The 21,839-nt window shown below is 64.4% G+C and carries 26 protein-coding genes; 15 read left to right on the forward strand and 11 right to left on the reverse strand.

All coding sequences use genetic code 11. The features are described 5' to 3' along the window. Positions 1-43 precede the first annotated feature (43 nt). Positions 44-355, forward strand: coding sequence for a metal-sensitive transcriptional regulator (locus tag MTES_RS03575; protein WP_013583820.1), 312 nt, complete (start codon positions 44-46; stop codon positions 353-355). 434 nt (positions 356-789) lie between these two features. Here MTES_RS03575 and MTES_RS03580 read toward each other — a convergent pair whose 3' ends face one another. Continuing rightward, positions 790-1,083: an antibiotic biosynthesis monooxygenase gene (locus MTES_RS03580; protein ID WP_013583821.1), complete on the reverse strand. Its 294-nt coding sequence runs from the start codon at positions 1,081-1,083 to the stop codon at positions 790-792. A 153-nt stretch (positions 1,084-1,236) separates the two neighbouring features. On the opposite strand from MTES_RS03580, the gene MTES_RS03585 reads away from it, so the two are divergent. Continuing rightward, entirely contained in the window at positions 1,237-1,446 is a 210-nt protein-coding gene (locus MTES_RS03585) for a DUF1653 domain-containing protein (protein WP_013583822.1), read from the forward strand. 385 nt (positions 1,447-1,831) lie between these two features. Then, on the forward strand, positions 1,832-2,233 hold the full coding sequence (locus MTES_RS03590) for an aldehyde dehydrogenase (RefSeq protein WP_043360970.1): 402 nt from the start codon (positions 1,832-1,834) through the stop codon (positions 2,231-2,233). 8 nt (positions 2,234-2,241) lie between these two features. Here MTES_RS03590 and MTES_RS03595 read toward each other — a convergent pair whose 3' ends face one another. From MTES_RS03595 to MTES_RS03625, 8 genes are all read right to left on the reverse strand, one after another. Next, complete coding sequence (locus MTES_RS03595; RefSeq protein WP_013583824.1) at positions 2,242-2,499, reverse strand: hypothetical protein; 258 nt, start codon at positions 2,497-2,499, stop codon at positions 2,242-2,244. 97 nt (positions 2,500-2,596) lie between these two features. Continuing rightward, positions 2,597-2,791, reverse strand: a complete 195-nt coding sequence (locus MTES_RS19195; RefSeq protein WP_013583825.1) for a hypothetical protein — start codon at positions 2,789-2,791, stop codon at positions 2,597-2,599. After that, on the reverse strand, positions 2,764-3,318 hold the full coding sequence (locus tag MTES_RS03600; protein ID WP_013583826.1) for a methyltransferase family protein: 555 nt from the start codon (positions 3,316-3,318) through the stop codon (positions 2,764-2,766). Before MTES_RS03600 ends, MTES_RS19195 begins: the two co-directional genes overlap by 28 nt. Further along, entirely contained in the window at positions 3,311-3,574 is a 264-nt protein-coding gene (locus MTES_RS03605) for a transcriptional regulator (protein WP_231848136.1), read from the reverse strand. The genes MTES_RS03600 and MTES_RS03605 overlap by 8 nt, the downstream gene beginning before the upstream one ends. Positions 3,575-3,624: 50 nt before the next feature. Continuing rightward, positions 3,625-4,890 carry a hypothetical protein gene (locus MTES_RS03610; protein WP_043360976.1) on the reverse strand — a complete coding sequence of 422 codons (1,266 nt, stop codon included), beginning with the start codon at positions 4,888-4,890 and terminating at the stop codon, positions 3,625-3,627. Between the two features lie 176 nt (positions 4,891-5,066). Further along, a complete protein-coding gene (locus tag MTES_RS03615; RefSeq protein WP_013583829.1) occupies positions 5,067-5,813 on the reverse strand; it encodes an ATP-binding cassette domain-containing protein in 747 nt (248 codons plus the stop codon). Further along, positions 5,810-6,739: a hypothetical protein gene (locus tag MTES_RS03620; protein ID WP_158309743.1), complete on the reverse strand. Its 930-nt coding sequence runs from the start codon at positions 6,737-6,739 to the stop codon at positions 5,810-5,812. The genes MTES_RS03615 and MTES_RS03620 overlap by 4 nt, the downstream gene beginning before the upstream one ends. A 5-nt stretch (positions 6,740-6,744) precedes the next feature. Next, a complete protein-coding gene (locus tag MTES_RS03625; protein WP_013583831.1) occupies positions 6,745-7,014 on the reverse strand; it encodes a hypothetical protein in 270 nt (89 codons plus the stop codon). A 415-nt stretch (positions 7,015-7,429) separates the two neighbouring features. Between MTES_RS03625 and MTES_RS03630 the strand changes: the two genes are divergently transcribed. The 4 genes from MTES_RS03630 to MTES_RS03645 all read left to right on the forward strand — a co-directional run bounded on the left by MTES_RS03630 (position 7,430) and on the right by MTES_RS03645 (position 9,452). Then, entirely contained in the window at positions 7,430-8,020 is a 591-nt protein-coding gene (locus MTES_RS03630) for an NADPH-dependent FMN reductase (protein WP_043362050.1), read from the forward strand. Further along, positions 7,987-8,583, forward strand: a complete 597-nt coding sequence (locus MTES_RS18345; protein WP_013583834.1) for a TetR/AcrR family transcriptional regulator — start codon at positions 7,987-7,989, stop codon at positions 8,581-8,583. The genes MTES_RS03630 and MTES_RS18345 overlap by 34 nt, the downstream gene beginning before the upstream one ends. A gap of 12 nt (positions 8,584-8,595) precedes the next feature. Continuing rightward, the gene (locus tag MTES_RS03640) at positions 8,596-9,006 is read left to right on the forward strand and encodes a RidA family protein (protein WP_013583835.1); all 411 of its coding nucleotides are present in this window, start codon (positions 8,596-8,598) and stop codon (positions 9,004-9,006) included. Positions 9,007-9,083: 77 nt separating this feature from the next. Continuing rightward, positions 9,084-9,452 (forward strand): hypothetical protein, encoded by a 369-nt coding sequence (locus MTES_RS03645; protein WP_013583836.1) that lies wholly within the window; start codon positions 9,084-9,086, stop codon positions 9,450-9,452. 92 nt (positions 9,453-9,544) lie between these two features. On the opposite strand, the gene MTES_RS03650 is transcribed toward MTES_RS03645, so the two are convergent. After that, positions 9,545-10,489 carry an alpha/beta fold hydrolase gene (locus MTES_RS03650; protein WP_013583837.1) on the reverse strand — a complete coding sequence of 315 codons (945 nt, stop codon included), beginning with the start codon at positions 10,487-10,489 and terminating at the stop codon, positions 9,545-9,547. Between the two features lie 761 nt (positions 10,490-11,250). Between MTES_RS03650 and MTES_RS18350 the strand changes: the two genes are divergently transcribed. Beyond that, the gene (locus MTES_RS18350; RefSeq protein ID WP_148272797.1) at positions 11,251-12,339 is read left to right on the forward strand and encodes a hypothetical protein; all 1,089 of its coding nucleotides are present in this window, start codon (positions 11,251-11,253) and stop codon (positions 12,337-12,339) included. A 421-nt stretch (positions 12,340-12,760) separates the two neighbouring features. Then, the gene (locus MTES_RS18355; RefSeq protein WP_013583842.1) at positions 12,761-13,132 is read left to right on the forward strand and encodes a hypothetical protein; all 372 of its coding nucleotides are present in this window, start codon (positions 12,761-12,763) and stop codon (positions 13,130-13,132) included. A 22-nt stretch (positions 13,133-13,154) separates the two neighbouring features. Here MTES_RS18355 and MTES_RS03670 read toward each other — a convergent pair whose 3' ends face one another. After that, positions 13,155-13,367 carry a hypothetical protein gene (locus MTES_RS03670; RefSeq protein ID WP_043360978.1) on the reverse strand — a complete coding sequence of 71 codons (213 nt, stop codon included), beginning with the start codon at positions 13,365-13,367 and terminating at the stop codon, positions 13,155-13,157. A 281-nt stretch (positions 13,368-13,648) separates the two neighbouring features. On the opposite strand from MTES_RS03670, the gene MTES_RS03675 reads away from it, so the two are divergent. The 6 genes from MTES_RS03675 to MTES_RS03690 all read left to right on the forward strand — a co-directional run bounded on the left by MTES_RS03675 (position 13,649) and on the right by MTES_RS03690 (position 21,836). Beyond that, the gene (locus MTES_RS03675) at positions 13,649-15,265 is read left to right on the forward strand and encodes an SIR2 family protein (protein ID WP_158309744.1); all 1,617 of its coding nucleotides are present in this window, start codon (positions 13,649-13,651) and stop codon (positions 15,263-15,265) included. A 546-nt stretch (positions 15,266-15,811) separates the two neighbouring features. Then, positions 15,812-16,348, forward strand: coding sequence for a hypothetical protein (locus MTES_RS03680; RefSeq protein WP_197535501.1), 537 nt, complete (start codon positions 15,812-15,814; stop codon positions 16,346-16,348). 55 nt (positions 16,349-16,403) lie between these two features. After that, positions 16,404-17,753 (forward strand): ImmA/IrrE family metallo-endopeptidase, encoded by a 1,350-nt coding sequence (locus MTES_RS18780; RefSeq protein WP_013583846.1) that lies wholly within the window; start codon positions 16,404-16,406, stop codon positions 17,751-17,753. Continuing rightward, the gene (locus tag MTES_RS18785) at positions 17,750-19,408 is read left to right on the forward strand and encodes an adenylosuccinate synthetase (RefSeq protein WP_013583847.1); all 1,659 of its coding nucleotides are present in this window, start codon (positions 17,750-17,752) and stop codon (positions 19,406-19,408) included. Before MTES_RS18780 ends, MTES_RS18785 begins: the two co-directional genes overlap by 4 nt. 12 nt (positions 19,409-19,420) lie before the next feature. Further along, the gene (locus MTES_RS19200) at positions 19,421-20,086 is read left to right on the forward strand and encodes a DUF7002 family protein (protein ID WP_013583848.1); all 666 of its coding nucleotides are present in this window, start codon (positions 19,421-19,423) and stop codon (positions 20,084-20,086) included. A gap of 361 nt (positions 20,087-20,447) precedes the next feature. Then, positions 20,448-21,836 (forward strand): MFS transporter, encoded by a 1,389-nt coding sequence (locus MTES_RS03690; RefSeq protein WP_013583849.1) that lies wholly within the window; start codon positions 20,448-20,450, stop codon positions 21,834-21,836. The last annotated feature ends 3 nt before the right edge of the window (positions 21,837-21,839 follow it).

Below are 21,839 nucleotides of genomic sequence, written 5' to 3' on the forward strand. Positions count from 1 at the left end.
CCATGCACCAGTCCACGGCCGACACCCGCCGAGGGGGAACCGCGTGAGCGAGTCGGAACGCGCACTCCACGACCCTCAAGCGGTCCGGAAGATCGCCAACCGCCTCAAGCGCGCGCAGGGACAACTCACCGCCGTCATCGCGGCGGTCGAGCGGGGCGGCGACTGCCGCGAAGTCGTCACGCAACTCGCCGCGGTGAGCAGCGCGATCGACCGCGCTGGCTTCGCCATCATCTCCACCGCAATGCGCGAGTGCCTGACCGACGGCGCTGCCGACGACGGCTCGGCATCCGGAGCCGACGGCGCGAACCGCCTGACCGTCGAGGAACTGGAGAAGCTCTTCCTCAATCTCGCGTAAAGGGCTCGGCAACGTCGGAATGAGCAGGGGCTAAGGGGGCCGTCGTCGTCGCGATCGCGAAGCTGTCGCCTCGGGGCGCGGTGTGCGCGCGAAGCGTGCCGGCCGCCACTGCGTGGGAGAGTCCGGCGGGCGACGCACGCCCGAACACAGATACGCGCCGGCCTCAACACCGACCTGCTCACGCTCCGCGCCCTGACGAATCAGAAGATCACGGCGATCAGCAAGATCGACTCCGACGCCCTAGGCGCGTGGCGCCGCGGAGACCCCGAGGTGACCCGGCGTCTCGCCGGTCTGGAGTTGAGGTCCGTCGGCATCCGCGTTCCGTAGGCCGTTCCGGCCGGGCGCGGCGTCGCAGCGCGTCGACCGCCTCGCCTTGAGATGCACCCTCGCCGCTCGGTGTCGATCACCCGACCGATGCGCGACGGACGAGCGCGTCAGGAGGCGATGTCCACCGAGACGAAGTGCCGCAGCTCGAGCGGACGCGACAGGAAGCGCTCCTCGTCCGGAAACGTCACGGGACGCGTGCGCCACTCTTTCCCGGCGTATCCCTCATGCGCCCCAGCGCTCACGTACTGCTCATGTCGAGCATCGACGTCGTCGACGAGGATCTCGTGCCGCAGCATCCCCGGATAGGTCTCGGGGAACGATGTCACGAGTTCGGTCAGGCGGGCGAGAAACTCCTCCTCCTCCCCCTCGCGCAGATGGGCTTCGGAGACGCGGACGATCATGACGCCGACGTGACGATCGACCGCGCCGCACCGCCGTCGGATTCCTGCCGGCGAAGCCGCTTCCGTGACAGAGATACGAGAACCCGCAGCCCACGCCCTACCGGATCGCCTGCAACGATTGGTGTTTCATCCGCAAAAGGGAGAGCACGCCGCATGACAATCGAACCCGGCATCTACGAACACTTCAAGGGCCAGCGCTACGAGGTGTTCGGCACGACGAGGCACTCCGAGACCGAGGAGGTCTTCGTGTCGTACCGCAAGCTTTACGACGACTACTCGTTCTGGGTTCGTCCGGTCGACATGTTCACCGGCGACGTCGAGCGCGAGGGCTATTCTGGGCCTCGCTTTCGCCGCATCCTTTAGCATCCGGCACGTCTCGGGAGCCGGTCGGGGAGCTCGGCACACACAGGGGGTCGAAGGCTCCCTGCCCGAAGGCCAGCGCGCTTCGACAGCGATTCAGCGCTGAGCAGCGGCGCAGAACCTCCGCGATGCGCACAAACTCCGTCGGCATCCGTCCGTTCTGGCTGAGGTTGCGCGCATCGCAGACGATATGGACCGGCGTCCTCGCGTCGACGCAGGAAGACGGATGCCGGGCCCCCGGCATCCGCATTGCACAACGCCTTACCAGCAACCGATCAACCTGCTGCGAGCACTGTCACGTGACGGCGACCCCGCGTACGATCGCCCTACGCCGGAGTCCCTCCGCGGCATCCGGTCCCTCCGTCACAACGAGCACTCGGGAGAAGCAATGGACACGATGGCCATGATGAAGTCGATGGACATGGGCGAGATGACCATGGACATGGATGCCATGCAGGAATGCATGCAGTCCCTGAACGCGTGCGCGATGGCCGCGGCGATGTGCGCCGGCAGCGACATGATGCACGGCCCCGAGATGGCCACGTGCTGCGCCATGTGCTCGAACATGGTCGAGATGGCTCAGGCGACGATGCACATGATGATGCGTCCGGCAGGCATGAACATGGACGTGATGAGCGCCATGATGACCGCCTGCATGACCATGGGCAAGGCCTGCGCCGCCGAGTGCCGCGCCCACGCCGACATGGACGAAATGTGCCGCTACTGCGCGATGGCCTGCGACGACATGGTCATGAAGTGCGAGGCCATGATGGCCTCGATGACGGCGTAACCCGCCGCTTACGCGACGCGCGCGGTTGTAATGACCGTCGCCGCGCTTAGAAGTTCGGCGACCGGGTGGTAAGCCACGGGCTCCCCCTCCGCGATGTCGACGGCCGGGCCGATTACCCGCAGTGCCACCGTCGCGCCGTTCAGCAGCGCGACGGTCGCCGTCGTGCCATCGGCGTCGACCACGAGTCCGTCCCACCACGCCGAGGGATTCGAGGCTGCCATGCAGCGCTGGATCGGGTGGACTGTCGACGAGATCGTGCGGGACATGGCTTCACCTGCCTTCGAAGGGGTTGGTGAGACGAAGCTACGGGATGCCATGGAGCCGGGCGATCTGGGGCGTAGTGGGGCGTAACACCGCGCTGCCTCAACCGTGGCCGGAGAAGTAGACGACGAGCCCCGGTATCGATAAGCCCACCAATGCGGCGATGAGAAGCCACGCACCGATCAATCGTCGGCGTTCGCGTCGGCGCGCAGCTTCCCGCCCTTCGCGCAACACCTGTGAAGCGGCCGCGACGTCTCGACGCGGGGCGTTCACCGGATCCGGGGCAGCAACATCCACGGGGTCTCCTTGACGTAGTCGACATGGCTCGCGCCGAACTCCGCACGAAGGATCTCTTCCTCGATCGCGACGCGGACGACGACGCCGCCCACCAGTGGCGCGATGAACAGCAGACCGAGCACCCCGCCGCCGACCAGCGCAAGACCGCTGAACGCAAGCAGAAGTGCCGCGTACCCGGGGTGTCGGATCACGGCGTACGGCCCCGATGTAACGAGGCGGGGTGCCTCGCTCACCTCGCGGGGTGTGAGCTGGAATCGCTCACCGAGGACTCGCATCGCGACGACCCGCAAGGCGATCCCGCTCGCCGCGATCCCGACTCCGATCGCCAGGGCAGGCAAGCCCGGCGGAGAACAGCGGATCAGGGCGAGCAGGGGCGGTCCGACGATGGCGACGACTGTCAGCATCTGCGCGAGTCGGTCGGTCGCCTCACCCCGCGGCGAGCGCGACCCGCTTCGCGCCGGGGCGAACGCGAGCTCTGTAAGGGCGAGGAGCAGGGCGAGTACCGTCCATGCGACGAGCTCACTCATGCGACACCTCACGCGCGAGGGCGATGAGGGACAGCAGAATGCCGACCACTGCTGGGACGATGAGCATCACCAGCAATCCCCACTCGGGGCGCACGCCGAACCGTCCCTCGTTGTGGAAGCCCTCGAAAAGCGGCAGCCCGACGAAGCCTGCAGGGATGACCACGCCGTTAACCGCGGCCCGCGCCGATTCGGACACTCCGACGAAGATGGCTCCGGTGATGACGATCGCGACCCCCCAGAGGGCGATCGAGATCACTCCTGGCCAGATCATGGTGCGGCGGACGATTCGACGGGCGTTCGTCGTCTTCATATGGAGAGACCCCTTTCTTTTGAGAGAACCGGTCGCCAGCGCACGCGTTCTGCGATGACGGCCAGCAGGACGGATGCCGCCAGAAGGACGACGCTCAGGGCGACGAGGAGCCCCGGGCGATCGGTACCAATCGGCTGGAGAGTGAGGGAAAGGGCCAGATAAGCGCCGATCGAGGCTCCCCCACTCAGTCCCTGTCCGAGGACGTTTCGCGGGCCGACCGGCACGACTGCACCCAGGCCTGTCGCGACAGCTGCGCTGACGGCCCACGTCCCGATGGACCGGAGAGCCGACGCGGTCGGATCCGACGAGCCGAGGAAGAGCACAGCGCCGGGCGCGGCAACCAGCATCGCCACGATGACCACGACGAACGAGGTCGAGAGCGCCCAGGACGTCGGATCCATCACCAGCAGCCGTTGTACGGGAAGCGAGCCGGGGTAAAGACCGCGGATCGGTCGGGCTGCAGCGACAGCGAAGATGCCGACAAGGAGCAGAACAATGCCTTCGGTCTGCGCGCGCACCTCCGACGGGATCCAGAAGGAGATCACCACGAGGAAGACGTTCATCAGGGCGGCCAAGGCGACGTTCGCCCGCAGTGACGAGTCGCGCAGGGCGTACAACAGTTCTCCCCAGACCCGGTGGTGCCCCTTCCACCGCACCCGGAGAACGGGGGCTCGACGCGAGCCAGGCGAGAACAGGAAGAGCATCGCCACACCGACCACTGCCCCGGCGCCCCCGACGATCGCCGTCACCGCCGTGCCCGTGCTGAGAGTCCCGCGGAGCGTGTCCACCAGGGTCACGGTCAGGGGTAGAGGGACGAGCGGATCTCCGCCCGCCAAGGCACGAAGTGCATAGCCCGTCTGCGCACAGAATGCGGCGCCCCACAGGAGGAGGACGGTCGGGAAGCGCACGGCATCCCATCGCGGCGATCCGAGCAGGACGCACACTCCGAGATACGGGATGCCGATGGTGATGAGGCCGGCCCCGAGCGACACGGCCACGAGAAGAAACGCCTCGGCGGTCGAGCGGCCGATGCTGAGCAGCGCTGCCACCGCAGGTGCCAGCGGGACTCCGAGGACGAGTGTGGCGATTGCGAGCGACGGAAAGTGCACGAGGAACGCCGCCTCGCGCTGCCGGACGGGCAAGCCTGCCAGAGCACGCTCGACGCTGCCCGAGCGGTCCCGGGTGGCCTCCATCGCCATGACGGCGGCACCTGCGAGGAGAGCGACAGCGACACCATCTGCGGGCGGGTAGAGAGCGATCACCAGCGGGTCGTCGGGCGGATGAAACCGGATGACGACGGTACCGACGGCGAATGCGCCAATCGCCGCGAGAAGGAGAGGAAGGTAAAGACGCCACCGCGGCCACGTCACGTGCTGGGTGCGGGTGAGGCGACGTAGCGCGACGGCGCCTATTCCAGGCGAGAGGCGGCCGATTGCCATCATCGCTCGCTCTCCGGCGCCCGGTCATCCGACAGGGCAGCGGTCACGGCCGATTCCACTCCCTCTCCGAACGACGACACAGGAGAATCGAGCACCATGCGGCCGCCCCGCAACACGATCACGCGGCTGGCCACGCGCGCCGCGAGATCGAGGTCGTGGCTCGAGGCCAGAACAGTGACTTGCTGCTCGCGCAAGCTCATAAGGAGGGCTTCGAATGAACGGGACGCCAGGAAGTCGAGGCCGATGAACGGCTCGTCGAGCACGACAAACTCCGGTGCCGGCAAGAGCGCCGCGATGATCTGCGCCTTGCGAGCCGTCCCCAGGCTCAGCGCGGAGAGCGGCCGCCGAGTTCGGGCGGGGAAGTCGAGCATTCGGGCGTACGCGTCGGCCCGCTCCTCCCAGCCATTGATGACGGTTCCGCGCGCGGACTCGAAGGCGAGGCGGCAGTAATCCCAATACTCCTCGGCAGTGAACTCTCCCAGAACGTCGCGCGGAGAATCTGTGACGTACGCGACCCGGGAGAAAACCGAGCGCGGTCGAGGGAACGCTGACTCTCCGAAGAGACGTACCGTTCCCGCAACCACCCGGGAGTTGAGGCCGAGCAGGGCCGTAATCAGCGTGCTCTTGCCGGACCCGTTCGGCCCGATGAGCGAGACGAAATCGCCCCTCTCGATGCTCACATCAATGGGGCCCAGCTCGAAGCTGCCGACGCGGGTGCGTAGACCCGCGACATGGAGAATCGTCATCGTCGATCCACCCCGCCCGCACGAAGTACTCTGCCGTCCCCGAAGATCGGGAGAAGGCTGAAAAGGTGCCCCGCCGCTATGACGAGAGTGACGCACCCGATGCTGAGACGGACGTTGTCGATGGCGGCAAGCTGCCACCCTGGCTCGAACAGACCGAGAAGGAGAGCGCCACAGATTGCCGCGAAAGTCGCGCCCGCGAACGGACCGGCGACGATCACGGCCTGCATGCGATCCTTCGGCCCGGGTGCGAGCAGGACGGAGGCCGCTCCACGCCGAACCTGTACCCCGACAACAGGCACACTGAGCAATCGGCCGACGAGCAGATGACCGAGTTCGTGGACGATGGCGCTCGCGAGAATGAGCAGGGCCACGACGTTGGTGATGAGCGCCAACAGGGCCGAGCGGTCAGCCGTGAACGCCGGTGTGAGCGGTATCGAGAAGTCCGTGGCAACCACTGCGACCAGGGCCATCACGACAGCTGACGCGGTCAGGTAGGTGAGCCCCTCTACGACCGCGCGGACGACGTTGGCCGTCGCCGGCGCGTAGATGCGCCGCGACGCGAGGCGTGTGGGGGCGAGGGATCTTGTGACGAGCATGACTATGGCGTCGAAAGGCCACATCGCGAGATCTCGAGCCCACTCCCGCGCGAAGGACTGATGGATCGACAGCAGACGAAGAGCGTGCAATCTCAGAACGAAAGCGAACAGCGAGTCCTCGACCTGTGCGACCGGCGCCGCAGAGAGATAAGCCATTGCCTGGGCGAGTTCACGGGTGGTGGCTCCTTCGCGACAGCTCTTCGCGACGATCTCCCCATAAGCATCGACGGGGTACTCGCGCCCTGCGGCATCACGCAAGTACCCCGCCTGGACAGTCACACCGGGAGCCAGAGCAACGGCTGCCCCGGTGTGAACTGCGTCGTTGTGCATGAGTGTCAGCAGCCCCGGCCCCAGTACGAGATCACAGCCGAGTAGCAGGCGCTGAAGGAACGAGCCCCACACACACTGCAGATGTAGAGGACGACGCCGAGCGCGAGCCCCAGAATGGCGGCGACCGCACCTGCGACGGCCCAGTCAGCTTCAACAATGGCGTCGGAATCGGGCGACAGAACCGTGGGGTCGAACGAAGGAGCGGCGAACGCAGCCTCCAGATCAGAAGCGCTCCAATCGACTTCGGGCTGCATGACGGACGTTGTGACAGACATCTGCTTCCTCCTTTGCCTTGAGGGGCTCTCCGCCCCGTATGGGTTACAAGGACACGTAAGCATGTATGCATGCCCACATGTACACACTTCACCTCACCGAACGACGGAGTTAGCCCGGCTGGATTCCAGCGCACGTGCGCTCAAGAAACGAGAGCGCGCAAGGATGCTCGGACCGAGTGCCGACCTTCGCTCCACCCCGGCGAGGCCCTGACATTTCCTCCGGGAGGGTCACGCTCCCACCCACGCGCGGGACACCCTCCTCGACGCCCGTATCGGTCTTCGCTTTCGCGAGGCGGACCACCTGTCCGCTAGGCGAGTGCAGGACTACGCGGGACCTGGCGAGCAGGCTCGATCCCCACCGCCACGCGCGCGAGGCCGTGACTGACCAATGGTCAGTCACATGTATCCTTCACACGTGTCCCCGCAAACCCCACTCCCGCTCTCCCTCGGCGTCATCGTCGGCAGCCTCCGCGCGACCTCGGTGACCCGCCTCATCGCCGAGAACCTCGTCGCCGGAGCGCCCGCCGGTGTCAACGCGCGATTCCTCGACATCGCCGACCTCCCGCTGTACAACGAAGACCTCGACATCGAGGTCGCCGACACAGCCCCGGCACCGTGGACCCGTTTCCGTGAGGAGGTGCGCGCGGCCGACGCCATCCTCTTCGTCACGCCCGAATACAACCGCTCGGTTCCGGCGCCGCTGAAGAACGCGATCGACGTCGGCTCCGCCCCGCACGATCAGAACGTGTTCGCCGGCCTGCCCGCGGCCGTCGTATCCGGCTCGCCGGGCCGGATGGGTGCCTTCGGTGCCAACCACCACCTGCGCCAGTCGCTGGTGTTCCTCGACATGCCCACCATGCAGCAGCCCGAGCTGTACATCGGCGGAAGCTACGACCTCTTCGACGACAACGGACGACTGATCGATCCGGACATGACGCGCCGATTCGAGGCCTACATGGAACGATTTGTCGCGTGGACGACGCGGCATCCGAAGAACCCGACGTGAAGACGGCGGCGACGCTCGGCCGACGCGCCCCCGCGCAGCGGCGCGTGGCCGTGGTAACTGCGGCACGGGATCTCTTCCTGGCCCAGGGCGTGGAAGCGACGAGCGTGGATGCCATCGCCCGCCGCGCGGGTGTCGCCAAGGGCACCGTCTACCTGTCGTTCCCCACCAAGCAGCACCTCGTTCGCGCGATCGAGGAGGAGTTCGACGCGCTCATCCTCGACCGCCTGCGGAGCGCAACCTCCACCGCCCCTCCCGACGCCGCGACCGCCGCCGCGATGTGGTGCACCGCCCTCGTCGAGGCCTCCCTCGACAACCTTGAGGTCCACGACTTCCTCTTCTACGGCAGGAGCGCGCGCGTCGCCGAGCGGACAGTGGATGCCACGCTGAGCGACGACCTCGCCGGGGTGCTGCGCGATCGTGGGGTGACGGATGCCGAGGAGGTTGCGGTGTTCCTGATCGGGGGTGTGACGGCGCTCACGGACCTCGCCGTCCTGCGCGATTCAGACCGAACGGAGCTCTCGGCCAGGGTTGAGCGGCTCGTGTCTGCCGCCCTTCACGCATGAAAGGTTAGACGCATGCCCTCCGCCGTCACACTCATCCGCTCGACAGCACTGTCCGACAGAGCAGAGTACGCGTACGCCGCCACCGCTCCCGCCGATGCGCGGCTGATCTTCCTCGCCGGTTCCTGCCCACTGAACCTCGACGGCACGACCGGCGGCATCGGCGATTACGCAGCCCAGGCGGCGAAGTGCGTCGAGAACATGACGATCGCACTTCGCGAGGCCGGCGCCGGGATCACGGATGTCATCAGCACGCGCGTTCTGGTGGCCTCGACGCGCCAGGCCGACCTTGTGGCGGCATGGGAGGTCGTCCGGGAGGCATTCGGTGAGCACGACGTTCCGAGCACGCTCCTCGGCGTCACCGTGCTCGGGTACGACGACCAGCTCGTCGAGATCGAAGCGGTTGCGGCGGTCATCGACCGCTAGGTCTCGGCCGCGAGGACTCACGGACGACCGCGGAGATACTCCCGCGTTGCCACGTCTCGCGCGGGCAATATGGACTGATGACCCTGCGCAAGCCGGAGACAGCACTCCCCCACTGCGACGTCTGCACCTCTGTCGCGGTCTATCGAGACTTCTACGGCAGGCGCGTCATCGACATCGCGCCGACCGAAGACCGCCTTGCCGAGCGGCTGGACGACGGACGGATGCGCGTTCTGCGCGCCGACGTCCCCCTCCGCGACATGATGCCGTTGGCCAGGTCGGATCTGAAGTTCACAATCGTGCTCTTCGCCAGGTGCGATGTATGCGGGACCACCTGGTTCTACGGGCTGTGCATCCGAGGCCAACCCATGTACAAGCCGGTGGAGGCGGGCGCCGAGAACGCGTGGGCGTGGGACCCGGTGCCGGAGCGAGAGCGGTGGGCGGAGTGAGGGACCGCCGGACTCGTCGACGCACGCCACAGCGACAAACGCACCCCGTCATCCCATCCGCCTGATCTTGGCGCCATCAGGCGGAGGACGCCTCACCTCGGCGCCGCGAGCACGGCCGCCATCCCCTCCCGCAGGTCGCGCACGAACGCCCCCGGCATCTCCAGCGCGGGAAAGTGGCCACCCGCCTCGGGTGCCCGCCACCGCACGATGCGATGGAACCGTTCCTCCGCCCAGGGCCGCGGATGCTTCTCGATGTCGTGCGGATAGGCGGTGAGGGCCGCGGGCACCGTTACCCGAAGGTCGGGGTCGAGAGACTGATGGCTCTCGAAGTAGATCCGCGCCGCTGACGCGCCGGTCGCGGTGAGCCAGTACAGCGTCACGTTGTCGAGGAAGCGGTCGCGCGAGACGGTCTCGAACGGCGAGTCGACCGTGTCGCTCCACTCGAAGAACTTCTCGAGGATCCACGCGAGCAGCCCGACGGGCGAGTCGACCAGGGAGTACCCGATCGTCTGCGGCGCGGTCGCCATGACCCTCGCATAGGCGAGGCGGTTCCTCTCGAAAGCGCGGGTGTGCTCGACCCACTGCCGTTCGGTGTCGTCGAGCCCGTCGAGACGGAGGCCGGGCGGCGCACTCGGCATGGTCGTATGGATGCCAATGACGTGCGCCGGAAACCGGCCACCGAGCGCGATGGTGACCGGCCCGCCCCAGTCGCCCCCGTGGGCAAGGAAGCGGTCGTACCCGAGCCTGCCCATGAGCTGGACCCACGCGGCCGCGATGCGTTCCGTGCCCCATCCCTCTTCGGCGGGCTTGTCGGAGTAGCCGTACCCCGGCAGCGACGGCACGACGAGGTGGAACGCTGGCGCGGCGGCATCCTGAGGCTCGGCAAGCTCGTCGATGACGTCGAGGAACTGGGCAACGCTCCCCGGCCAGCCGTGGGTCAGAACGAGCGAGGTGGCATCCGGCCGCGGCGAACGGCGGTGGAGGAAATGGATGCCGAGCCCGTCGATGACCGTGCGGAACTGACCGATCTCGTTCAACCGACGCTCGAACGAACGCGCCAGTCATAGGTGGTGCGCCAGTACTCGATCAGCTCGACGTGTCGGCGAGGGGTGGGCCTTGCTCCCACCGGTCGCGGCCTCGCGCGTAGCGGGGTGTCGTCGCGCGTTCGGGGAGTCGTGTTGAGGCCACGCGTGCGCGCAACGCGGCGAGATCTTCGTCGGTGGCGTGCTGCTCGATGAACACGTGCGGAAACCACGAGAAGAAGGCGCGGTTGCCGGCTCGGCGCGTGAGAGCTGACCGCGCCAGAGGGGCCTCTCACGCGCGACGCATCGACAGGCGGCTCGGATCCTTCCGGACCTCGAGCCTCATACTTCCTCGGTACTTTCCAGCGCACTTGCGCCGCGAGCAAGGACCGACACCGCTCCCACTAGTCACCTCGATCACGACCGGTCCGGGCCGGCGCTTCACGCCGCAGTCCTCGTCCGCGCCACCATCGTCTGGACTCAGACAGTGTCAGACACGCCCCAGACGAAGGTCACCCGAAAGGTGATCTTCGGTCGCTGACAAGAAACGTCATTCCGCAAGCAAATTGGCCGCGCGACTCCGGCTCGTCGCTGAGAGGTGCCGACAAACCAACCATCGACGGAAGCCACGGACGCGCCTCACCCTCTGAAGAAGATCGTGGACGAGGAGCACGGGACCGATACGTTCACCCACGCCTCACCCTCAGACGTCGTCGAAGACGTCGTGCCGGTCCTGCCGGATCCGATGGGTGCATCCCTCGCGAAGGAGCAAGTCGATGGAAGTACGAAAATCAGTCAGCGCACTAACGGGACTCGGGATAGCGATCCTGGTTGTCAGTGGGGTGGCCCCCGCGTACGCAGCTGATGAGACCGTCAATCCGGATGAGGTTGTGCAGACGATCCAAGACGTCGGGCCAGTAAGTGCGGTGGGAGGAGAAGATGTCGAAAGAACCGACATGGGACTCATCGCCGACGTGAATGGTCTGCAAGTCTCCATTCCGAACGACCCGAAGGCCGGCATCGTTCTGGGGACGGGTGATGCGGCAGTCGCTGTCGGGCTTCCGTTCTCGGACAAAGCGGATTCAGCGGCAATGCCGAGCGAGTCAGGCGTGGCCGTCTACGACAACAACAATTCCTCGCACACTGTCCCGATCATTCGCGATGATGGCGGCGTCCAGATCACCACTGTGATCGAGAACGCGTCCGCACCCCGCAAGTATGCGTACCCCATTTCCCTTCCTGATGGACTGACGCTCGAACGGGGAGTCAATGGTGATGTCTCGGCGACGCCGGCGGGATCGTCAATCCCTGCACTGTATGTCGCCGCCCCATGGGCGAAGGACGCGAACGGCGACCCCGTCCACACGCACTACGAGGTGAGCGGCAACACCATCACACAGGTGGTGGACTTTTCAGAACAATCGTCATTCCCCATCGTTGCCGACCCCGCGACCTACGTGGACTACACAACTGCGTCGGTGACTAATGTGTCGCGACTGGGAACGTTGACCCGCTGGCAGTTTCTTAACTCGTGTACGGCGGCGCGCGGACGCACCTGCTCGGTGAGCCGCGCGTACCAGGTCACCGCCACGGTGCAGACCTCCCTCGGGGTCTCCTACTCCGTCATCTCAGGGTCGATCAACGTGACCAATGGCGAGACCTTCCAGTTCACGGCGACCTGTGGAATTCCCAACGGGCCGGGCACCGCCTCGCTCTACGCCCAAGCGGACAAGACGTCCTACCAGGTGAGGACAGTGCGCCGGTGGGGAGTTCCAACCGCAGGCGGGGGCTCGATGCACGAGGAGACGAAAGTGAGCGGGACGCTTTACGCGTACAAGCCCAACTTGAGGTATTCATGCGTGTGACGGGCGCTCTCGTCGCGTTCACTGCCTGCGTGGTCGCCGTCGTCGCCGGATTGGTCCTCTTCGCCGGTACCGTTCCGGTTGGGGCGTGCACGGGCGTGGTGTACGACGCGTCCATGTGTGAGAGTCTGCGACTTCGACAGTCGCTCCTCGCTGCAATCCTGATCGGGTCGGCGTTGATTTCCGCATCTGTCATCTTTGGCGCTCTGCTCATCTCAGCGGGAACGGTGCGCGGGCGCCCCACTCCCGCTGGAGACCCGCAGACAGACTGAACCAGCTCTTAGGACGGTCTACCCCTTCTGCTGCCAGGGCGCTTCGCGCTGACCACTGCCGGCATCATCGCCCCGGCAATGGTCAGCGCGACGCTCGTTCTCATCCTCGGCCGACGCGTCCTGAGCCCGCGTCGACGATCGAGTCAATAAACATGGATGCCATGCAGGAATGCATGCAGTCCCTGAACGCGTGCGCTATGGCCGCGGCGATGTGCGCCGGCAGCGACATGATGCACGGCCCCGACATGGCGACGTGCTGCGCCATGTGCTCGAACATGGTCGAGATGGCTCAGGCGACGATGCACATGATGATGCGTCCGGCCGGGATGAACATGGACGTGATGAGCGCCATGACGACCGCCTGCATGACCATGGGCAAAGCCTGCGCCGCCGAGTGCCGCGCCCACGCCGACATGGACGAGATGTGCCGCTACTGCGCGATGGCCTGCGACGACATGGTCACGAAGTGCGAGGCCATGATGGCCTCGATGTCTTCCCGAGTTCTCGAGACGCGCGGCCGCTGACGACCCGTCGGCGGCCGTTTCCTTACGCGACGCGTGCGGTCGTGATGACCGTTGACGCGCTGAGCAGTTCCGCGACGGGGTGGTAGGCCACGGGCTCCCCCACCGCGATGTCGACGGCCGGGCCGATCACGCGCAGCGTCACGGTCGCGCCGTTCAGCAGCGCGACGGTCGTCGTCGTGCCATCAGCGTCGACCACGAGCCCGTCCCACCATGCCGCAGGGTTCGAGGCTGCCATGCAGCGCTGAATCGGGTGGACTGTCGACGAGATCGCGCGGGACATGGCTTCACCTGCCTTCGAGGGGTTCGGTGAAACGAAGCTACGGAATCGAGGGCAAATGCGTCGCGGTACGCGTGCTGACGCGTAACGCTTCGCCGCCCGTCTGAGAATGCCCGTGTCGCGACACTTCCAGCTCTATGACAGGCAAGCAGTCATCAGCCAAAATCCTCGCCAGGGCGCCGTGGAATTCTACCTCGCCACCAACGACAGCGTCCTCAGCTCACGCTAATGTTCGTTCTATGACGGTTGACGGAGGAATGGACAGTCTCGATGAGCTCGCCGAGCTGCTGGGGGCCACTGGAACGCTGCCTGTGCTCTTTGTCGGGTCCGGCTTATCTCGTCGATACCTCGGCTCACCCGACTGGGACGGACTGATCCAGTATTCGGCTGAGTTGACTGAGCTACCACTGGACTACTACTCAGGCCAGTTGCCATCAGACATGCCCAAGGAAGACCGTTTACCTGCGGTGGCTTCGCTCATTGCCAAGCAGTTCCACGAAGAGTGGTGGACGACGGAAAAGTTCCGAGGGATGCGTGAGTCAAACGATCTGCCTCTCCCCGGTAGCGGAGACCCGTTGAAGCTGATGATTTCCAAATTCATCACCTCCCTCAGCTACATAGAAGATGACCCTTTAGCGGTCGAACGAGCGAAGTTGGGGCGCGCGAAGGTGCATGCCATCATCACGACGAACTACGATGAGGTGTTGGAAGAGGCGTTCTCCGACTATCGCGTCTTTGTTGGGCAGCAGGATGTGCTTTTCGCGTCTCCCCAGTATGTGGGCGAGATTTACAAGATTCATGGATCCGCAGTGTCGCCAACCTCGCTGGTCTTCACTGGCGACGATTACATCGCCTATCGGAAGAAAAACCCGTATCTCATAGCCAAGATTATGACGCTCTTCGTCGAGCATCCTGTCCTCTTCATCGGATACAGCCTTCGCGACCCGCACATCCTTGATCTTCTGGCGACGCTCGTGTCATGCCTCTCACCCGAGCAGCTCGATACATTCAACCAAAGGCTAATCTTCGTCGGTCGAGTGAGTTCGGCTCGCGCGAAAGGTCTCTCTACCTCCAGTATCACAGTGCCCGGCTATACCTTCGAGGTACGTGAGTTTGGGATAGACGATTTCGGCGGCGTATACGAGGTTCTGGCAGAGTTACCCGAGCACTATCCAGTTAAGCTTTTGCGAAACCTAAAGGAACGCGTCACGCAGATGGCATACTCGGACACGTCGAGCGAACGTGTTCACGTTCTGCCACTCCAGGAAGGCGAAAACATTGACGACGTCCAGGTCGTCGTTGGAGTTGGCGCGTTCGAGCGACTCGGCGAAAAGGGATACACCGCATACAGTAGAGCCGAATTCTTCCTCGACATGATTGCGGGCGCTCCGGATCACAGCGTGGACCACCTTGGTCAACTAATTGCTCACAGTTTCCGTAACGCAAAGTTTTCCCCTGTTTTCTACCCCCTGCATCTAGCGCAGTCGAACGGCGCACCTCTAGAAGTAAGCGCCTTGCCGGCACGGGCTCAAGCGCTAATTCGGGGGGACGCTCCGCTCGAGCCGTACCCCGGCAAGCGACCCCAGGGGTGGGAAAATTTGGGATTTCGCGACCTTCTGGCGACGCATCCGAAGTATGCAGAGAACTTGTCTACCGGGTGCAGTTACGACATCGACGATGTCATCGAACTGGGGAAATACCTTTGGCCGCGCTTCGTCGGAAACTCGACACCCTCAACTCCGCTTGCGAAGGCGGCTTGCAAATTCGACAGGCTGGTGTACGGCGAGGACTTCGCGGGGGACCGCGCGACGCTCCGCGAGACAGTGCGACGCGAGCTCGGGACGCCGCGATATTAGTCCACTCACGGGTCAGTTTGGCCGCTACCGTGCGCGCGTCGTGTCCAGCGACTATCGAGAAAAAGCCGTGAATCTGCCGGAGAGTCGCAGAACCTGCGCGTCCCGCGGCGATGGCTCGACACCAGATCTGTCGCCACGCCCATGTTTTCGCGTTGCGGCCCTCGGCCTCGGCCTCGGCAAGGCTGGCTTGGGTTGGGTTGCCCTCAAACGAGCATCCTGTGGTTGCCTCCGCTCCCACCTGGACCGGGAGCGCGTGTCGTTTGCGTGCGGCACCTAGGTCCACGAATGAGCACGGCCGCCTGACGGATGTATCTTGTGGCACGGAACGTCAAGACGGTCGACACCGACAGACCCGTCGTACACGGATGGATTCCCCGTCGTACACGGATGGATTCGCCAAGCCCTCGTTTCTTCGAGCAATCTCGGGCCCGACTCGTGAGGCGCGACCTTGCCGCCGGCGCGTTCCGTCCTGTCGACCCCTGGCGAGTGAGGCAGATTTACGACGACACGCCGGTCGATGACGGCGGGCCGTGTAAAGATATGAGCATGTCGGCGAACCTGGCGGCGACCGCTCCGGCGGAGCTAGATCTGGGCCTCCCTCGTGTGGAGGGAGCGGTGCGACGGGGGCAACCCCGCCGCAAAGCACCAGCGAAACGCCACCTCTGGATCCAGCCGGTCCTCTCAGACGCCATGTTTTCGGTCGTCGAATTTCACACTTCCTTCGGCCTGCCCTGTCAAACAACGCCGCAGGGACAAATTGATCCGGAGCTAGCTCGGTTGCGCATTGATCTCCTCAAAGAGGAGGTCACGGAGTTTGAACAAGCGGCAGTTTCCGGCGACATCGTCGCCATAGCCGACGCACTTGGCGACATCGCCTACGTTCTTTACGGGACTGCGCTGACGTACGGCATCAACCTGGACGAAGTTATCTCTGAGATTCACCGCTCGAACATGACCAAGCTCGGCCCAGACGGTAAACCGATGCTTCGCGAGGACGGGAAAGTGCTCAAGCCGGAGGGGTATAGCCGCCCCAACCTGCGTCAGGTGCTCGATTCTCAAGCCCCTCTGCCGACTCAGATTTGAGCGCACCTGGCGGCGGTCGGTGACAAACACCGCCTAAACCGTCTAGCCTCCTTCCATGGGGACGCACTGGAATAGCAAGTCCGTGCGTGCATTTGCGCGCGGCGCCGACCCAATTCAGTGCGCGCAGGGCGTCGCCGCAGGCCTCAGGGAGCTTGCCTCGGCGCACGGACTCGACGGGCCACCGGTAGACGTCGTACGCCTAGCGGAGCGGGCGGGCGTCGAACTCCGCCCGTCCGACACATTGGCTGATGCTCGCACCATAGTCGTCGACAATCGCCTCGTCATCGAGTACAACCCCGCGCGCCCGCGGGGCCGCCTTCGTTTCAGCCTCGCCCACGAGTTAGCGCATACGACATTTCCAGACGTCGCGGAGAAGGCTCGGTATCGCACCCGCCTAGGCGCAATCGAAGAGTTCGCCGACGATGACGATTGGGAGGTAGAGCTGCTGTGCAACATCGTCGCTTCCGAGCTCTTGATGCCCGATCAAGCAATCGGACCGCTCGTCAATGTGGAGACGGACATCGACTTCATCATGGAAACGCGACGTCGCTGGGACGTCTCCACGGAAGCGCTATTGCGCCGACTGGTGAACGCGTCACCACGACCTATGGCTCTGGTAGTGACCTCAGCCGACAAGCGTGGGGCATCTCGCGTCGATTACGTTCAAGTCACCCCATCGACGGAAGATGAGTATCCCGTGAATGGGTGGACCCATGGCGCGGTTCTTCCACCGCGCGCCATCAAACGACCGACCGCAGTGGGCCAGACCCTGCGTTCCACAGTGATGGTGGACGGCCGGGAGCTGGAAGCTCAGACTGTGGGAGTTCCTGCTTTTCCCGGTTCACCGCACCCGCGCGCGATGACGCTCATCGATCTTGTGCGCCCCGCACCCCTAAATCCGCACATCACATATGTCACCGGTGACCTCTTAATGATTCCCGAGACCGAGAGAAATGTTCTCTTCGCCCACGTGGTGTCGAATCGGTCACGCGGGTGGTCACGATACGGCGCCGCCTCCGCCCTCGCTCGAGCCTTTCCAGAGCTCCCTGGCGCTTATCGGGGCTGGTCTATCGCTGACGCGGAGCATCTGAAACTGGGCAATGTGCATTTCGCATCACAACGATCACGCAATCGTGAGATCGGTGTCGCAAGTGTTGTCGCGCAGGACGGGTATGGCCCTGGCGAGTCGGTGCGGCTCAGATACGACGCGCTCCGGGTTGGCTTGGAGCTGGTCGCTTCTCACGCGGCTGAATCTGGCGCGATAGTGCATGTGCCCCGAATTGGGGCCGGTCAAGCCGGCGGTCGATGGGACGTCATCGAAGTGATCCTAAAAGAGACTCTCGCCAGACGGGGCATTAATGTCACTGTTCACACGTTGCCAGCGAGAGGGCAGGCCAAAACATGACCTTAGCGGGCGAAACGTTTGTGGCCCAGCCTCGGATTGTTGTGCTGAGCGGCCCTGTCGGGTCGGGCAAGAGCACGCTCGCTGAGCAACTCGTGCGTGACTACGGCGCCGCCCACGTTCGCACGCAGGAGCTAATAAAAGATGAAGCCGCCCGTCGCGGGGAGGACCTCGCAGAAGAACGGAGAGCGCTTCAGATTTTCGGGGACCGATTAGACACGGAGACTGGCGGTCAGTGGGTAGCGAATGGGGTTGGGCGGTTGATTGCCGACGGCGAACTCGACAGCTCGCTTGTAATCATCGACGCGGTCCGCATTCTCCGCCAAATTGAGCACCTGAGAGATGCGTTCCCCTCCAGGGTCACTCACATTCATCTCTACGCTCCCGACGACGCTCTCAGCGCGCGGTACGAACGTCGTCGAGGTGTCAGTCATATCGTGGAGTTAGAGAGTTACAGCGCCGTAGCTGAGAACCAGACAGAGCGAAACACTAGGCTCCTAGGCGAGGATGCCGACATCTCTATTGACACGAACAGGTGTTCTTTTGGCGATGTCGAAACGCGCGCCGCTGCCGCGCTTCGTCTTGGTGGCGCACGCAGCGCGCGACTCGTGGACGTCCTCATCGGAGGCCAATACGGGAGCGAGGGCAAAGGCAACATTGCGTTTTTTCTGGCGCCGGAGTACGACCTACTTATGCGGGTGGGCGGCCCCAATGCGGGCCACAAAGTGCCAGTCGGCGGCGCATTCACTCACCGACTTCTGCCATCGGGAACTCGCGCGAATGAGCAAGCATTGCTGCTCATCGGCCCAGGTGCCACTCTTGATGTCGAGGTTCTTCTCAAGGAGATCGCCGACTGCGCGGTTGAGAAGGGGCGCCTTTTCATCGACCCTCAGGCGATGATCATTGAGCCGGACGATAAAGAAGCCGAGGGCCAGTTGAAAGCAACTATCGGTTCCACTGGCAAAGGCGGGGGTTCCGCGGCTTCTCGACGAATCATGGGACGTTCGGGGACGGTCACTCCGCCGGTCCGCCTCGCAAAAAACCTCCAGGAACTGGAACCTTACATCCGTCCCGCGCGCGAGGTACTCGAAGAAACCTTTCGTGCAGGCGGTCGGGTTCTACTTGAGGGGACTCAAGGGACTGGGCTCAGCCTGTTCCACGGGCACTACCCTCACGTCACGAGCCGGGACACGACGACGTCTGCAACCCTCGCTGAAGCGGGCATCGGTCCGCATAGGCTCCGCCGGGTGGTAATGGTCGTGCGCACCTACCCGATCAGGGTGGGAAACCCGATCCACGGCGAATCAGGCCACATGTCGCAGGAGCTCACCTGGGCAGAAATCGCGGAACGCTCGGGCCACGATGCTGCCATCCTGACGGCAACAGAAAAGGGCTCAGTCAGCGGGACCGAGAGACGAGTCGGAGAATTCGATTGGGAGCAGTTGAAACGTGCCGCCGACTTGAACGGCGCAACCGACATTGCACTCACTTTCACTGACTACATTGACAAACGAAATGAGGGGGCCCGCCGCTTCGAACAGCTATCTGACGATACTGTCAATTTCATAGAGGAGGTCGAACGCGTCGCGGCCTCGCCTGTTTCGTTGATAGGCACGCGATTCGACCGAAGAAGCGTCATCGACCGAAGAGAATGGTAGCGATATAGCGATATGGACACCGAGCAACTCATCGAGCTATACCCGCGGTTGTACCACATGGCGACCGCCGGAAGTTGGCCGTCAATTCAGCAGAATGGGCTCTGGACAACTGAGCAGATCGCGACATCGGCGGGGCTGGACCAAGAGCAGATTGATCATTTGTTAAGAGTTCGCAGGCCCCACTCCGTGCGCCTCGACCATCCGACCCTCGGACCGATGACAGTTCGAGACCAAGTTCCTCTGCGTCTAGTGCTTCTAGAACGTTCCCTGACCGATCTAACCGTTGAGGAATGGCTTGAGACGCTGAACAACCGTGTCTTCTTTTGGCTGCACGAGAGTCGACTCGCACGGTTGCTTGGAGCCAAGCACTACCGGAGGGAGGAGCACGACGTTCTAGTTCTCGACACCCGCTCGTTGATCGACGCCCATGGAGATCGAGTTCGGCTCGCCCCGATGAACACTGGGTCAACCTTGTTCCCCAACAATCTGACCCGAGGCAGCGATACCTTCGCGAAGGTTGCGGATTTCAATTACGAGGATCGCCGACGTGGACGATCTCTTCCAGACCGAATAGTGGAGTTGGCCGTTCTCGACGGGGTGCACGACATCGCTCGCTTTGTCGTCGGCGTTCAGCGCCGCCGAGGTCCTGACGTCGTTCAAGAAATCTCGTTGGTCTAGGTGCGATACAGGCCTCCCGCTCACTCAACACCCTGCACGAGTCGATGCCTGCTGGCTTCGGTCGCAGAGACCAACAGCCAATATCTGCGAGCAACCACTCCGTGGGCCCGCCGTCGCGGTGTCGTTTCGCACCGGAAATCGATCCGCGTGTCCATCGAGTTGCCGTATTCCTAGGTCGGCTGCCTCCCGTGTAACGCCCACGTAAACTCCCCCTCTCCCACTCCGCCTGGCGGGGTGAGCCAGCCGTTACCTCCCCGCCCCCGCCAACGCGGTCCCGGGAAACCCCTCCTCCCTACGCTGACGGCACGCCCCGCCCATGCGAGGCGCTGCACCTCCCCCGCATCGCCCATCGGAGGACCCCGTGACCGTCACCGACCCGCGCCCCGAAACCGCAACGCCGCCCGCGGCCGCAACCGAAACAGCGGAACTCCAACACCGCCCCGGCCGCTGGATCGACAACTGGAACCCCGAGAACGCCACGCAGTGGGCGAAAGAGGGCAAGGCCATCGCCTCCCGCAACCTGCGGTGGTCGATCTTCGCCGAGTTCCTTGGGTTCGTCGTCTGGCAGCTGTGGTCGGTCGTCGTCGTCTCGCTGCCCGCGGCGGGCTTCCAGCTGTCGACCGGTGAGATCTTCTGGCTCATCTCCATGCCGAGCCTCGTCGGTGCGACGCTGCGCATCCCCTACACGTTCATGGTTCCGCGCTTCGGCGGCCGCAACTGGACGATCGTCTCCGCCGGGCTCCTGCTCATCCCGAGCATCGGCCTCGCCATCGCGGTGTCGAACCCGCAGACGCCCTTCGGCCTCTTGCTCCTCATCGCCGCGTTCGCCGGCTTCGGCGGCGGAAACTTCGCCAGCTCGATGTCGAACATCACGTTCTTCTACCCCGCCGCGCAGAAGGGATACGCCCTCGGACTCAACGCCGCCGGCGGAAACCTCGGCGCCTCGGTCGCGCAGTTCGTCGTCCCCATCGTCATCACCGTCGGTGCCGCGGCGACCCTCAACCTGCCGCTCGCGGGCCTCATCTGGGTGCCGCTGATCCTCGTCGCCATGGTCGGCGCCTACCTCCGCATGGACAACCTCTCCGCCGCGAAGGCCGACATCACGGCATCCCTCGCCGCTCTCAAAGAGCCGCACATGTGGGTGCTCTCGCTGCTCTACATCGGCACCTTCGGCTCGTTCATCGGCTTCGCGGGCGTCTTCCCGAAGCTGCTCGCCGACACGTTCCCCGACTTCAAGGGCATCGCGATCGGCACCGCGACGGTCACCCTCGCCTTCCTCGGCGCACTCGTCGGCTCGCTCGCCCGCCCCTACGGCGGCAAGCTCGCCGACCGCTTCGGCGGCACCTACATCACGATCGGCGCCTTCACGGTGATGGGGCTCGGCATCCTGAGTGTGATCCTCACCCTCCCGATGCAGAACTTCGCGATCTTCCTGCTGTGCTTCCTCGTGCTGTTCGCGGCGGCGGGCATCGGCAACGGCTCGACGTACCGCATGATCCCGACGATCTTCGCCCTCAAGGCGAACGGCGGCATCGGCGCGCAGCGCAAGGCTGCCGCGGCCCTCGGCCTCATCTCGGCGATCGGCGCGTACGGCGGCTTCTTCATCCCGCAGCTGCTCGGCTTCTCGAAGACGACGTTCGGCTCGTACACCCCCGCCCTCGGCTGGTTCGCCCTCGCGTACGTGGCGTTCCTCGCCCTCACCGCGGGCGTGTACCTCCGCCTGTCGAAGAAGACCGGAACGCGGATCTGACCC

It is taken from the genome of Microbacterium testaceum StLB037 (assembly GCF_000202635.1).
Taxonomy (GTDB): Bacteria; Actinomycetota; Actinomycetes; order Actinomycetales; family Microbacteriaceae; genus Microbacterium; species Microbacterium testaceum_F.